This window comes from Neobacillus novalis NBRC 102450 (assembly GCF_001591805.1).
Classification (GTDB): Bacteria; Bacillota; Bacilli; order Bacillales; family Cytobacillaceae; genus Neobacillus; species Neobacillus novalis.
This window is the reverse complement of sequence record NZ_BCVP01000003.1, coordinates 17,073-30,803: the sequence shown is the minus strand read 5'-3', so window position 1 is coordinate 30,803 and position 13,731 is coordinate 17,073. Positions and strand designations below refer to the sequence as shown.

The 13,731-nt window shown below is 39.3% G+C and carries 17 protein-coding genes and 1 other annotated feature (1 of these 18 cut by a window edge); all 17 genes read left to right on the top strand.

Annotation, left to right across the window (positions count from 1 at the left end; all coding sequences use genetic code 11):
* Window positions 1-6: 6 nt before the first annotated feature.
* The 17 genes from murB (at window position 7) to BANVL01_RS01015 (ending at window position 13,654) form a co-directional block, all read left to right on the top strand.
* Window positions 7-915: a UDP-N-acetylmuramate dehydrogenase gene (gene murB, locus BANVL01_RS01095; protein ID WP_066085107.1), complete on the top strand. Its 909-nt coding sequence runs from the start codon at window positions 7-9 to the stop codon at window positions 913-915.
* Between the two features lie 343 nt (window positions 916-1,258).
* Window positions 1,259-2,050, top strand: a complete 792-nt coding sequence (locus BANVL01_RS01090; RefSeq protein WP_066085110.1) for a cell division protein FtsQ/DivIB — start codon at window positions 1,259-1,261, stop codon at window positions 2,048-2,050.
* Window positions 2,025-2,735 (top strand): DUF881 domain-containing protein, encoded by a 711-nt coding sequence (locus BANVL01_RS01085; protein WP_082804830.1) that lies wholly within the window; start codon window positions 2,025-2,027, stop codon window positions 2,733-2,735. Before BANVL01_RS01090 ends, BANVL01_RS01085 begins: the two co-directional genes overlap by 26 nt.
* A 44-nt stretch (window positions 2,736-2,779) precedes the next feature.
* Window positions 2,780-3,511: a DUF881 domain-containing protein gene (locus BANVL01_RS01080; RefSeq protein ID WP_066085113.1), complete on the top strand. Its 732-nt coding sequence runs from the start codon at window positions 2,780-2,782 to the stop codon at window positions 3,509-3,511.
* Window positions 3,511-3,873, top strand: coding sequence for a small basic family protein (locus BANVL01_RS01075; RefSeq protein ID WP_066085114.1), 363 nt, complete (start codon window positions 3,511-3,513; stop codon window positions 3,871-3,873). Before BANVL01_RS01080 ends, BANVL01_RS01075 begins: the two co-directional genes overlap by 1 nt.
* 124 nt (window positions 3,874-3,997) lie before the next feature.
* Window positions 3,998-5,293 (top strand): cell division protein FtsA, encoded by a 1,296-nt coding sequence (gene ftsA / locus BANVL01_RS01070; RefSeq protein ID WP_066085119.1) that lies wholly within the window; start codon window positions 3,998-4,000, stop codon window positions 5,291-5,293.
* A 40-nt stretch (window positions 5,294-5,333) separates the two neighbouring features.
* Window positions 5,334-6,467 (top strand): cell division protein FtsZ, encoded by a 1,134-nt coding sequence (gene ftsZ / locus BANVL01_RS01065; protein WP_066085121.1) that lies wholly within the window; start codon window positions 5,334-5,336, stop codon window positions 6,465-6,467.
* 269 nt (window positions 6,468-6,736) lie between these two features.
* The gene (gene spoIIGA / locus BANVL01_RS01060; protein WP_066085124.1) at window positions 6,737-7,663 is read left to right on the top strand and encodes a sigma-E processing peptidase SpoIIGA; all 927 of its coding nucleotides are present in this window, start codon (window positions 6,737-6,739) and stop codon (window positions 7,661-7,663) included.
* Window positions 7,664-7,894: 231 nt separating this feature from the next.
* Window positions 7,895-8,614 carry an RNA polymerase sporulation sigma factor SigE gene (gene sigE, locus BANVL01_RS01055; protein ID WP_066085127.1) on the top strand — a complete coding sequence of 240 codons (720 nt, stop codon included), beginning with the start codon at window positions 7,895-7,897 and terminating at the stop codon, window positions 8,612-8,614.
* A gap of 172 nt (window positions 8,615-8,786) precedes the next feature.
* Window positions 8,787-9,566, top strand: coding sequence for an RNA polymerase sporulation sigma factor SigG (gene sigG / locus BANVL01_RS01050; protein WP_040204876.1), 780 nt, complete (start codon window positions 8,787-8,789; stop codon window positions 9,564-9,566).
* A 93-nt stretch (window positions 9,567-9,659) separates the two neighbouring features.
* A complete protein-coding gene (locus BANVL01_RS01045; RefSeq protein WP_024026908.1) occupies window positions 9,660-9,929 on the top strand; it encodes a YlmC/YmxH family sporulation protein in 270 nt (89 codons plus the stop codon).
* Between the two features lie 69 nt (window positions 9,930-9,998).
* Window positions 9,999-10,829, top strand: coding sequence for a peptidoglycan editing factor PgeF (gene pgeF / locus BANVL01_RS01040; protein WP_066085130.1), 831 nt, complete (start codon window positions 9,999-10,001; stop codon window positions 10,827-10,829).
* Window positions 10,826-11,503: a YggS family pyridoxal phosphate-dependent enzyme gene (locus BANVL01_RS01035; protein WP_066085131.1), complete on the top strand. Its 678-nt coding sequence runs from the start codon at window positions 10,826-10,828 to the stop codon at window positions 11,501-11,503. Before pgeF ends, BANVL01_RS01035 begins: the two co-directional genes overlap by 4 nt.
* Before the next feature lie 11 nt (window positions 11,504-11,514).
* Window positions 11,515-11,982, top strand: a complete 468-nt coding sequence (locus tag BANVL01_RS01030) for a cell division protein SepF (RefSeq protein WP_066085135.1) — start codon at window positions 11,515-11,517, stop codon at window positions 11,980-11,982.
* A 5-nt stretch (window positions 11,983-11,987) separates the two neighbouring features.
* A complete protein-coding gene (locus BANVL01_RS01025) occupies window positions 11,988-12,251 on the top strand; it encodes a YggT family protein (protein WP_066085137.1) in 264 nt (87 codons plus the stop codon).
* Window positions 12,252-12,280: 29 nt separating this feature from the next.
* On the top strand, window positions 12,281-13,054 hold the full coding sequence (locus BANVL01_RS01020) for a YlmH family RNA-binding protein (RefSeq protein WP_066085140.1): 774 nt from the start codon (window positions 12,281-12,283) through the stop codon (window positions 13,052-13,054).
* 84 nt (window positions 13,055-13,138) lie between these two features.
* The gene (locus BANVL01_RS01015) at window positions 13,139-13,654 is read left to right on the top strand and encodes a DivIVA domain-containing protein (RefSeq protein WP_066085143.1); all 516 of its coding nucleotides are present in this window, start codon (window positions 13,139-13,141) and stop codon (window positions 13,652-13,654) included.
* A gap of 49 nt (window positions 13,655-13,703) precedes the next feature.
* Window positions 13,704-13,731: a binding site (T-box leader), on the top strand (it continues 213 nt past the right edge of the window).

The following is a 13,731-nucleotide window of genomic DNA, read 5'->3' as shown; positions in this document are numbered from 1 at the left end:
GTTAATATGGACGGAATTATAACGGAATTACAGGCTTTAAATATTGGGAAGGTAAAGAAAAATGAATCTCTTGCCCAACATACGACAATTAAAATTGGCGGTCCAGCCGACCTGCTTATTGAACCTTCGTCAGTAGAAAACTTAAATCATGTAATGGGTGTGATTAGAAAAAACCGCTTAAAGTGGCGGGCAATTGGCAGAGGGTCCAATCTTTTAGTCTCTGACAAAGGGATTGAAGGGGCTGTGATTAAGCTCGGTTCCGGTTTGGACCATCTTGAAATTAATGACACCGAAATTACAGTCGGCGGTGGTCATTCTCTCGTCAGCCTATCGACTTTAATTAGCAAAAAGGGGCTGACAGGACTTGAGTTTGCCAGCGGTATCCCAGGGTCTGTCGGCGGGGCTGTTTATATGAACGCCGGTGCACATGGTTCAGATATTAGCAAAATTCTAACTAGGGCACGTATTCTTTTTGATGATGGGACGATGGAGTGGCTTTCGTCTGCAGAAATGGAATTTTCTTATCGTACCTCTGTCCTCCAGAAGAAACGTCCAGGAATTGTCGTCGAAGCTGTTTTTCAGCTTGCACAAGGTGATCGAGCAGCAATTGTTTCACAAATGCTAAAGAACAAGGATTATCGAAAAGAAACACAGCCGTGGAATTTTCCTTGTGCTGGCAGTATTTTTCGAAATCCCCTGCCTAATTATGCCGGTAACTTAATTGAGGTCGCCGGATTAAAGGGCTTCAGTATTGGCGGCGCAAAGATTTCAGAAATGCATGGGAATTTTATTGTCAATGCCGGTAACGCTACTGCTGGAGATGTACTTGCCTTAATTGAGCATGTAAAGGATACCATTTACAGTTTATATGAAATAAAAATGGAGACCGAGGTAGAAATAATCGGTAGAAAATAAGAAAAGCGGAAGCGCCTTGCTCAGCCTCAGGCATAGCACAAGACGAGCCGGCCGAAAGGTTGTTTTTTAACCTTTTGGACGGATTGGCTTGTGACCTCGAGGGGCTAGGCGCTGGAGCTAGACAGCTCTCAAATAAACTTACTTTTCTTGTAAGAAATCCCTTACGAATGACAAAAATTGTGTTATAATAACTGATAATATAATAGGTGGAAAGCCTGAAGATTATGAATGACGGCATGATTTCTCGTGCCGTTGTTTCTCATTTCATGGTAACCACATCGATTTTTTTAGGACAAGCCGATGTTGTAATTTAGGGCAGCCGCTTTATGTGGAGGAATCACGAATGGAAAAAGGTAAAATTGTTGCTCTTGAGGATCGTATTCCTAAGCTTAAGGAGCAAAGAAGGCGGAAAGCAAACAGACGTCTAGTGCTCTTGTTAATTTTGTTTTTTACAGTGATTGTCGTCATTGCCTATACACAATCACCTTTTAGTCATGTTAAGACCATTACAATAAAAGGGAATGAAGTCTATTCTCATGGAGAAATAATCAAGAAGAGCGGCCTTTCGAAAAACACAAATATTTGGAAAGTTAGGAATAACACTATTGCTTCGAAATTACAGCAATTATCCGAAATTAAGAAAGCCGATGTAAACATTCAATGGCCAAACACGGTTCTAATTCAAGTAAAAGAGTATAAAAGAATAGCCTATCTTAAGCAAGATACAAACTACTTTCCAGTAATGGAAAATGGTAAAATCCTGAAGGATAGACAAGCGGAAAAAATTCCTGTTAATTCTCCGATTCTTTTGGAATTTAAAGAAGGGGCAGCCCTTAACAAAATGATGAAAGAGTTAGAAAATCTTCCAAGTGAAATTTTAAACTCCATTTCCGAAATTTATTATTCTCCGAAAAAAACCGATCTATATCATATTTCCTTATTTATGAATGATGGCTTTGAGATAAGTGCGACATTAAGAAGTTTTTCGGAAAAGATGGTACATTATCCCTCAATCATCAGCCAATTAGATCCTAACAAAAAGGGACTCATCGATCTGGAAGTAGGTTCATATTTTAAGGCTTTTGAACCGGAAGTGGAGGGAAAAGAAGTTGAAAAAGATCAAGGTGAAGGGTAAACATTTTATCTTGTCCCTTGTCTGTCTTGTACTTGGGTTTATGATTGCCTTTTCCTATCATCTGACCCAAATTGAGAAGCAAAATGAAAATCTCGATAGGTCAGGTAAACAATATGAAAAGACGCTTGTCTTAAGAAATCAATTGATTGCCCAAGAAGAGACGAATCGTAAGCTTCAAAAAGAATTACATCAAAAGCAAGATAAGGTACTTAAAAATGAAAAAGACCTAGCAAAGGAAGCCCAAGTTTTTCTTAACCAGGCTGAAGATACTGAAAAATATCGGATGTTTCTAGGCAAAGTAATGGTAAAAGGGAAGGGAGTAAAAATTACTCTTTCCGATGGTGACTATGACCCAAAAGAAGTGAATATTAATAATTATCTTGTCCATGAACACCATGTATTTAAAGTAGTAAATGAACTTTATATTTCTGGTGCAGCAGCTGTTGCGATAAATGGCCAAAGGCTGACGAGCCATTCTTATATTGTATGTAATGGGCCAGTCATTACCGTTGATGGGATTCAGTATCCAGCTCCGTTTGTCATTACAGCAATCGGGGATTCTGATGTACTTGCCTCCTCGATAAACTTGACTGGAGGAGTAAAGGACCAGCTAGTTAATGATAACCTAGTTTTTACACTTGAAAAAGTAAATGAAATGATTATGAATCCAATTTTAGGAAGTTGATTAAAAGTCCACTTTAAGATTAATTTAAAGGTTAGGTAAAAATAATGGACAAGCCCAAAATGAATGTTAGTTTTACCTTAATTGCTGCAGTAGTCGGTTTTATGATTGCGATTCAATTTCAAACAGTGAAGAAACCGGATGAGCGGGATACCCGCGATGTCTGGCAGCTACGCGCGGCCTTACTGAAAGAAAAAGAACTTCAGTCCAATTTATTGGGGGAGATTCGTTCTAATGAAGAAAAAATATCAGCCTATGAATCTGAAAGGAAACAGAGTAAGGAACAGGTATTACGGGATACATTACAAGAATTAAAAATGGAAGCGGGGCTGACGGAAATTTCAGGACCTGGGATTACACTGAAAATTGAACCTGTAATTGAGGATATCAAGCTAGGCGCTCCTGTTACAACGGTCGTTTCACCCGAACTCCTAAAAAGGCTGCTGAACGAATTGAACATGTATGAAGCAAAATATCTGGCGATTGATGGTCAAAGAATTATTAATACCACTGTAATAAGGGATATTAATCGGGAAACTAAAATTGACGGGCATACACTCAAGAATTTGCCGATAGAAGTTAAAGTCGGCGTTGATACGATTAATACTGCTGAAAAATTGTCTAACCGGATGAAAGTATCAAAGGCCAGGGATGAATTCTTTACTGAAAGCTTGAGACTTACCGTTTCTGAGGCGAATCCAGTCGTGACTATTCCTGCCTATGAAAATCCAATTCGTATTAAATACATGGAGCCGATTAAAGAAGGGGGCGGTTCCTAATGTGGCTTCCGTTTGTGGGACTAATTATTGGCATCATTCTCGGTTTATTAACGGAAATTCGAATCCCTGAAGAATATTCCAATTATTTATCAATTGCAGTCTTAGCAGCCCTTGATACGCTTTTCGGGGGAATTAGGGCTTACCTGCAGAATATTTATGATGATAAGGTATTTGTTTCTGGATTCTTTTTTAATATAATACTAGCAGCAAGTTTAGCTTTTCTCGGTGTTCATCTTGGTGTAGACTTGTATTTAGCAGCAGTTTTTGCGTTTGGTGTCAGGTTGTTCCAAAATATTGCCGTCATTAGACGAATAATATTGACAAAATGGTCACCAAACAAAGAAAAAGTAGAAAAAAATTGATATTTTTTAAAGGGAAATATTTTAGTTGTGACGAATAATTTTATATGATAATACTATGAAAACATTTAATTGAACAAAAGGAATTGTTGTTCGACCTATGGAAATTTAAAGGAGGTGCCAAAGAATGAACAGCAATGAAATATATGTTAGCCTTGACATCGGTACATCCAGTGTAAAAGTAATCATTGGGGAAATGGTCAATGACTCGGGCAAAGACTCGTTGAATATAATTGGTGTTGGCAATGTGAAATCTGAAGGCTTACGAAAAGGGTCGATCGTCGACATGGACGATACCGTTCATTCTATTAAGCGGGCGATTGAGCAGGCGGAAAGGATGATTGGGGCAGAGATTAGGGAAGTAGTGGTCGGGATTTCCGGGAACAACGTCATGCTCCAGCAATGTCACGGTATTGTAGCTGTTTCCAGCCAAAATCGGGAAATTACCAATGAAGATGTCATTCGGGTTATTGAGGCTTCCCATGTCGGATCGATTCCACCTGAACGAGAAAACATTGGCGTCATTCGAAAACAATTTATCTTAGATGGTAAGGATGAAATTAATGACCCAAGAGGTATGATTGGTGTTCGTTTGGAAATGGAAGGATCGCTTATTACCGGCTCTAAATCGATAATCATTAATACATTACGATGTGTTGAAAGAGCTGGACTTGAAATTTTAGATATTATTTTGCAGCCTCTGGCAGCAGGTGATTATGCTTTATCCAAAGATGAAAAAAATCTCGGTGTAGCCTTAATTGATATCGGCGGCGGGTCTACCTCAATCGCACTGTTTGAGGAAGGATTTTTGAAATCGACAAGTGTGATCCCCGTTGGCGGAGATTTGCTTACAAATGACCTTTCAAAGGTTCTGCACACGTCTACCGAGGATGCCGAGAAAATCAAGGTAAAATATGGACATGCCTTCTATGACAATGCTTCTGAGGATGAATTCTTCAGTGTTCCAATTATCGGAAGCGATCAGCATCAGCAATTTAATCAGCTCTATGTTTCTGAAATTATTGAAGCAAGAATGGAAGAAGTCTTTGAATTGATCGCGCATGAATTGAAACGTTTAGGCGTGACAGATTTACCAGGTGGTTTTGTTTTAACAGGCGGCACAGCAAAGATGCAGGGAATATTGGAGCTTGCACAGGATATCTTTCAAACTCCAGTCCGCATTGCCTCGCCTGACTACATTGGTGTAAGAGAACCTCAATATACAACAGCGGTTGGCTTAATTAAATATGCTTACAAGAATACTAGATTACCTGGAGGAACCAACGGCGGTACTTCAGCGGTGTCAGAGCCGGCCGAAAAAAGAATGCCAAAGCAACAGCAGCCTAAAGCAAAAGTAGAAAAACATCCGGAAGATAAGATGTCATCAAAAGTAAAAAAATTCCTTGGTTACTTTTTCGAATAATTTCAGCGAAAAGGAAATCGACGAATTAGGAGGATTTGTCATGTTAGAATTTGATACAAATTTAGATTCTCTTGCAACAATAAAAGTAATCGGTGTTGGCGGCGGTGGAAATAACGCAGTAAACCGAATGATTGAACATGGCGTTCAGGGTGTGGAATTTATCGCCGTTAATACGGATGCGCAAGCCTTGAATCTTTCAAAAGCAGAAGTAAAAATGCAGATTGGTTCTAAACTGACTCGCGGCCTTGGAGCTGGAGCTAATCCTGAGGTTGGTAAGAAAGCGGCAGAAGAAAGCAAAGAGCAAATTGAAGAAGCGCTTAGGGGCGCTGACATGGTTTTCGTTACGGCAGGTATGGGCGGAGGAACAGGTACGGGTGCAGCGCCGGTTATCGCGCAAATTGCCCGTAACCTCGGTGCATTAACGGTTGGTGTTGTTACCCGTCCATTCACATTTGAAGGCAAAAAGCGCTCGAATCAAGCATCTGGCGGTATCGGATCTATGAAAGAAGCCGTTGATACACTAATTGTAATTCCAAATGACCGCCTTCTTGAAATCGTTGATAAAAGTACGCCAATGCTAGAGGCGTTCCGCGAAGCAGACAATGTCCTTCGCCAAGGGGTTTCAGGTATATCCGATTTAATTGCTGTCCCAGGACTTATTAACTTGGACTTTGCCGATGTGAAAACAATCATGTCTAACAAAGGCTCTGCCTTAATGGGAATTGGCGTTTCCTCCGGCGAAAATCGTGCTGCTGAGGCAGCGAAGAAAGCGATTAGCTCTCCTTTATTAGAAACGTCCATTGATGGAGCGCAGGGTGTGCTAATGAATATTACAGGCGGTACAAATTTAAGTCTGTATGAAGTTCAGGAAGCTGCGGATATTGTTGCAAGTGCATCTGATCAAGAAGTGAATATGATTTTCGGTTCCGTTATCAATGAAAATCTTAAAGATGAAATCGTGGTAACCGTTATCGCAACAGGATTTAATGAAGAAGGTTCACAACCAAAGGTAACGCGCCCGTCTTTTGGACAAGCTAAACCGACTACCGGACCTGTCAAGCGGGAGCACAAACGTGAAGAAACTCCGCAAGAACCAGTCCGGAATACAAATGTATCACAAGAGGAGACGTTGGATATTCCAACCTTCTTGCGCAACCGAAATCGAAGAAGATAATATCAATAATAGTTAAGGCATGGTCCCATGGGGCTATGCCTTTTTTGGCTGATAGGAAAGTATAACTTTCCTATCAGGCATAAGTGCAACTACGCCTCTGTCTTCGCCTAACGGCTCGCCAATCGGCGAGTTTTCTTTATTTATTCTTAATTTGACAAAATTCGTTGTGAATAGGGAAAATTTCTGTTTTTTTGATTACAGAAAGTGACACACTTCAGCCGCATAAGTACGTTATACTTTTTCGTAAACAGAAGTAAGGAGGAAGCTGATTGGTTGTTTATTTAGATATTATCTGGGCATTGAATTTATTATTTGACAGCCTACTCCTTTATTTAACAGCCATTTTTCTAAAAAGAAACATTCGATTATGGAGAATACTCGCCGGGGGATTTACCGGTTCGTTGATTATTTTATTATCGTTTACACCATTAAATCTCTATACAAGCCATCCGATTTCCAAACTTATCTGTTCCATCTTGATGGTATTGATTGCCTTTGGATATAAGCGGCTGACCTTCTTTATGAAGGCATTAATGACGTTTTATGCTGCCACTTTTTTTATAGGCGGTGCCATCATGGGGGCTCACTACTTTATTCAATATGATTATGAATGGACGACAAAGGTTTTAAAAGGATTTGGCGATCCAATTAGCTGGCTGTTCGTCCTGATTGGTTTCCCGGTTGCCTGGCACTTCTCAAGAAAAAATGGAGAAAGTATCGAAATGACCAAAATTCAATTCGAACAAATTGTAAATGTGAGGTTGACTATTGAGGGAGAAAGCTTAGTTTTTAAAGGATTAATAGATAGCGGCAATCAATTATATGATCCTTTGTCGAAGCTGCCAGTCATGTTTGTTTCTATCAAAAAACAAATCGAGACAATCCCCGAAACAATAAAAAGACTGGCTGCCGATCCGGAACCACTAATCACGGGAAGTGAGGAATTTCCTGACGAATGGCAAAATAGGCTCAGGATCGTCCCATGCCGTGTGATAGGACAAGAGCATCAGCTTATAATTGCCGTCAAACCCGATTTTATTTTAATCGAACATAGTGGTTCACAGTACTTATGTGAAAAAGGTCTTGTCTCCTTTACGATAAAGGAACTTTCTGCTGATGATGCGTTTCAATGTATTGTTCATCCAAAAATGTTAACCGGGATGAAGCAGCAAGAGGAGGCTGTGAAGGTAAGTTAATAATACTATACTTTTGAAACTAATATGTCGTTATTCACCATTATATTCAATTGACATAAGACTCATTCAAAGAATTAACCTAACATAATAAAGGCGGTGTGAGCAGAGCAAGGCTCACTTTATCGAAAGTATAAAATGTATAAATTCTACACAACTTTGATAAACTGATTAGCTTTTGCGCCGCTCCGCCCCTTTTCCACACAATAACATAGTTTAGAAGGAGGAACTTACATGAATAAATGGAGACTTCGCTTATCCTACTACTGGTACAAAATACTAATAAAATTGGGCTTAAAAACGGATGAAGTTTATTATATTGGCGGAAGCGAAGCCTTGCCGCCTCCTTTAAGTAAAGATGAGGAAGAGTTGTTATTAAAAAAATTGCCTGGCGGTGATAAGGCAGCGAGATCAATCTTAATTGAACGAAACCTAAGGCTGGTTGTTTACATTGCCAGGAAGTTTGAGAATACGGGGATTAATATTGAGGATTTAATCAGTATTGGCACGATTGGTTTAATCAAAGCGGTTAATACCTTTAACCCAGAGAAAAAAATAAAACTAGCTACATACGCTTCAAGATGTATCGAAAATGAGATTCTTATGTACTTACGGCGAAACAATAAAATCAGATCAGAGGTATCCTTTGATGAACCGCTCAATATTGACTGGGATGGGAATGAGCTGTTACTATCTGATGTCTTGGGAACGGATGATGATATTATTACAAAGGATCTGGAAGCAAATGTTGATAGGAAACTTTTAACAAAAGCATTGCATCAGCTTACCGATCGTGAAAAGCAAATTATGGAGCTTCGGTTTGGCTTATCAAACGGGGAAGAAAAGACACAAAAGGATGTAGCAGACATGCTGGGTATATCCCAATCTTATATTTCAAGATTAGAAAAAAGAATTATTAAACGGTTACGAAAAGAATTTAATAAAATGGTATAAACGGAAGCGGGAAAAAGAAAAAAATTTCCATTAAAAAAACCCTTTTATCTCACGATTTAATTGCACTTTTCGACATTTATGCACCTGTCCCGAGTTGTGGGCAGGTGCATATTTTTCCTTCTCAAGGAAATACTGTTTTTTGTACAGCAGCTCCTGTGAGGAGGGAAAAGGATTGACTCGAAATAAAGTTGAAATTTGCGGTGTGGACACATCAAAACTTCCTGTTTTAAAAAACGAAGAAATGAGAATACTCTTCAAGCAAATGCAAGAGGGCGATATATCTGCCCGGGAAAAGCTCGTCAATGGTAACTTACGCCTCGTACTAAGTGTGATTCAGCGCTTTAACAACCGGGGTGAATTTGTTGATGACCTGTTTCAGGTTGGCTGTATTGGACTGATGAAATCGATTGATAACTTTGATTTAGGTCAAAATGTAAAGTTTTCCACTTACGCCGTACCGATGATAATTGGAGAAATTCGCAGATACTTACGTGATAATAACCCAATTCGCGTTTCCCGTTCCTTGAGGGATATCGCTTATAAGGCCCTTCAGGTCAGGGAGCGATTAATGAGCGAAACCTCACGTGAACCGACTGCTGAAGAGATTGCCAAGGTCTTAGAAGTGCCGCATGAGGAAATTGTCTTCGCCCTTGATGCCATCCAGGACCCGGTGTCATTGTTTGAGCCAATTTATAATGATGGCGGCGACCCAATTTATGTAATGGACCAGTTAAGTGATGAGAAAAATAAAGATATCCATTGGATTGAAGAAATAGCCCTAAAGGAAGGTATGCGAAGATTAAATGAGCGCGAAAAATTAATTTTGCGGAAACGTTTTTTTCAAGGAAAAACACAGATGGAAGTGGCTGATGAAATCGGCATTTCCCAAGCCCAGGTTTCACGATTAGAAAAAGCAGCCATTAGACAAATGAATAAAAATATTCAAAGTTAAAGCTGTCCAAACCGGACAGCTTTATTTTTCTTTTACTAATTCGCCAAGTGCTGTCATATATTTTTTATAGTAATGTAATTGGGAGTGGTGGATATGGTGAAGATTTCCGAATTCCAGATAAAAGATGTGGTCAATGTATCGGATGGCAAACGGCTTGGTAATATTGGTGATATAGAAATTAATTTAACGACTGGGAAAATCGAAGCGGTCGTCATTTCTGGCAGCGGAAGAGTATTAGGCTTTTTTGGAAAGGATGAAGATATCGTTATTCCCTGGAAAAATATTATTAAAATAGGTCAAGATGTAATCTTGGTCAGGTATCGGGGAAGTGTAGAGAAAATATCTGAAGAGGCTGAGGTTTGACAAATACCTTTTACGGTGACCATTCTCGCATTTCATGGTAAACTAAAGAAAAATACAAGAGGTATTGACATGGAGCCCTTTGTTTTAAAAAATCAATCCTATTTAACTATTGAGAGCTGGACCAAGCAATTCCCGGGATTGTCTGCCGGTATAACAACTAAACGTGGTGGGGAGAGCAAAGGGAGTTTCGAAACCCTGAATCTCGGCTTTCATGTTGGCGATGAAAAAAGCAGCGTCTGCTTAAATAGAGAAAAAGTCGCTGAGCTGCTGGAATTCCCGCTAAACTGTTGGGTGGGGGCCGAACAAACCCATGACATTGCCGTTAAAAAGATAACAAAAGCAGACCGTGGAAAAGGGTCCAATTCCTATGAACATTCATTTAAAGGCACTGATGGTTTTTATACGAATGAAGAGGGCATCCTGCTTACGCTTTGTTTTGCCGACTGTGTCCCTCTTTTTTTTATTGCTCCTGAAAAAAAGATGATTGGGGTGGCACATGCCGGCTGGAAAGGGACAGTTGGAAAGATAGCAAACGAAATGATCCAAGCATGGGGCAGGGAAGGGATTAAGCCTGAAGAGATTATTGTCGCAATTGGGCCGTCTATTTGTGAAAAATGTTATCTTGTTGATGAACGGATTATTAACTTAGTTGAAAATACACTAGTAGATAAAGGCAGATTACCATATAATTTAATTGAAGAAGGTCAATATTCATTAGATTTACGAGAATTAAACAGACAAATACTCTTGGAAGCGGAAGTACCGAATCAAAATATTCTTTCGACTGGATTTTGTTCCAGCTGCAACCAGGAGGAATTTTTCTCGCACCGCCGTGACCAAGGCGGGACTGGAAGAATGCTAAGTTTTATCGGCTGGAAGGAGATTACGGATCGTTTATGAGAGTAGCAGCCAAACTTGAACAAATTAAACAACAAATAAATGAAGCGTGTCTTAAAGTGAATCGAAACCCGGATGAAGTGAAATTGATTGCTGTTACAAAATATGTGAGCATTGACAGGGCTTCTGAGGCGTTTGAAGCAGGGATAAAGAATCTAGGTGAGAACCGCGATGACGGCCTGCTTGCAAAGTGGTCAGTATTAAGAGATAAGCCTGATTGGCATTTTATTGGAACACTCCAGACACGTAAGGTGAAAAATATTATTGACAAGGTTGAATATATCCATTCGTTGGACAGGCTTTCGCTTGCCGAAGAAATAAATAAACGTGCAGACCATAAAATTAAATGTCTCGTGCAGGTAAATGTTTCACATGAAGAATCCAAACATGGATTATCGGCTGAAGAGACAATTAAATTTATTGAATCGCTTCGGCCTTTTGATAATATAAGTGTTGAAGGATTAATGACAATGGCTCCGCTCACAAAGGATGAACAAATTGTTCGTGACTGTTTTCGCAAATTAAGGGAACTTCGCACTCAAGTACAAGACCGGAATTTAGATTTTGCTCCGTGCACGGAACTGTCGATGGGAATGTCGGGTGATTTTCCAATTGCGATTGAAGAAGGGGCAACAATGGTAAGAATAGGTACTGCACTTGTCGGTGAAGATGGTTAGGAGAGAAAAAAATGACGATTAAATCGAAATTAAAAACATTTTTCTTTTTAGATGATGAATATGATGATAATAATGATGATTTTGTAGAAACAAGTGAACCTGTAAAGCAAAGGCAGCAGGCGCCTGTTAAAAACAAAAATGTTATCAGCCTGCAAAGTGTCCCAAAGTCATCATCAAGTTCTACAAATCCGTCAAATGGTTCAAAGGTCATATTAGTGGAACCGCGTTCGTATTCGGAGTCAACAGATATTGCTGACCATTTAAAAAGTCGCCGCGCTGTTGTCATAAACCTCCAGCGCATTGATAATGAACAAGGCAGGCAAATTATTGACTTTATCAGCGGCGTTGTTTATGCAATTGGCGGCGACATTCAAAAAATCGGCTTAAGTATTTTTTTATGTGCGCCTGATAATGTAGAGGTTTCTGGGAATATTTCAGACCTTATTCCTGACCTTGATAATCAAAATACGAGGTGGTAATGTAAATGGCATTTGTTTTTAGTCTATTGCAACAGGTAATTCAAATTTATTCGTGGGCATTAATTGTCTATATTTTAATGTCATGGTTCCCGAATGCGAGGGAATCCGCGATTGGCCAATTTTTGGCGAGAATTTGCGAACCCTATTTAGAACCATTTCGAAAGATTATTCCACCAATTGGGATGATGGATATTTCGCCAATTGTTGCCTTCCTTGTGTTAAACTTTGCAAACAGCGGGCTTACTAGAGTTTACCAATGGCTCGTTTAAGAATTTAATCATAGGTTGTGTGTTAATTAATGAACATTTATCAGCATTTCCGTCCAGAAGAACGGGAATTTATTGACCAAGTAGTCCAGTGGAAAAGTTATGTCGAGACCCACTATACGCCAAAGCTGACTGATTTTCTTGACCCAAGGGAACAGCATATTCTCAAAATGCTCATTGGCGAAAATGGCGATGTGTCCTATCAGCTTTTTGGCGGCAGTCATGATTTAGAACGAAAAAGAGCCTTCATCTACCCTGATTATTTGACTGCAAATGGTGATGATTTTCAAATTAGCCTTTTCGAAATTCACTATCCAACGAAGTTCGTGACAATTGAACATCGTCAGGTTTTGGGAACGCTGATGTCCTTAGGGTTAAAACGGGGGAAATTTGGCGACATCCTAATAAAGGATGAGAGAATACAATTTTTTGCCGCTAAGGAAGTTAATGAGTATGTTAAAAACAATCTTGAATCAATTGGCAGGGCAGGTGTCAAGTTAGTTGAAACAAGCAGCGGAGAGGCAATATCTGCAAAAGAATTATGGCTAGAAAATGATTTAACAGTATCTTCTTTACGGCTGGATACTGTTATTTCCGGTATATATCATCTATCCAGGCAAAAATCGCAAACCTTTATTCAACAGGGCCTTGTAAAAGTAAACTGGACATTAACCGAAAACCCGGCGTTTTCTTGTGAAATCGGCGATATGATTTCTGTTCGCGGTCATGGAAGAGCAAAAATGATCGCGATTGATGGAAAAACCAAAAAAGAAAAATGGCGAATTATCGTTGGAAAGCAAAAATAATTCATTTTTAGTGCAGGATTATTGAAAAACGTGTCGAATATTTCCTTATACATATAAAAGTACAGTTCGTATGGAGGTGGCATCATGCCGTTAACGCCGTTAGATATTCATAATAAAGAATTTAATAAAGGTTTTCGTGGGTACGATGAAGATGAAGTCAACGAATTTCTTGACCAGGTCATTAAGGATTATGAACTAGTCCTTAGAGAGAAAAAGGAAATGGATGAACGCTTGAATGAAATGAAAGAGCGTCTTGGCCACTTTGTGAATATTGAAGAAACTCTCAACAAGTCAATTATTATTGCCCAAGAGGCGGGTGAAGATGTAAAGCGTATTGCCCAAAAGGAAGCAAAGCTGATTATTAAGGAAGCTGAGAAAAACGCGGACCGGATTGTCAATGAATCCTTATCTAAAGCGCGGAAAATTGCCCTTGAAATTGAAGATTTAAAGAAGCAGTCAAAAGTGTTCCGAACTCGTTTTAAAATGCTGATTGAAGCACAGCTGGATATGCTGAGCACAGATGATTGGGATCATTTATTAGAGTATGAAGTGGATGCAACTGAGTTGAAAATTCATCAAGAAGAAGATTCCTTAGCTTGACGAATAGGCATTATTTCGCATATAATTTTTTAATAAGTTTAATATGACAGACATGACAATGACAGGGACAGTACAAT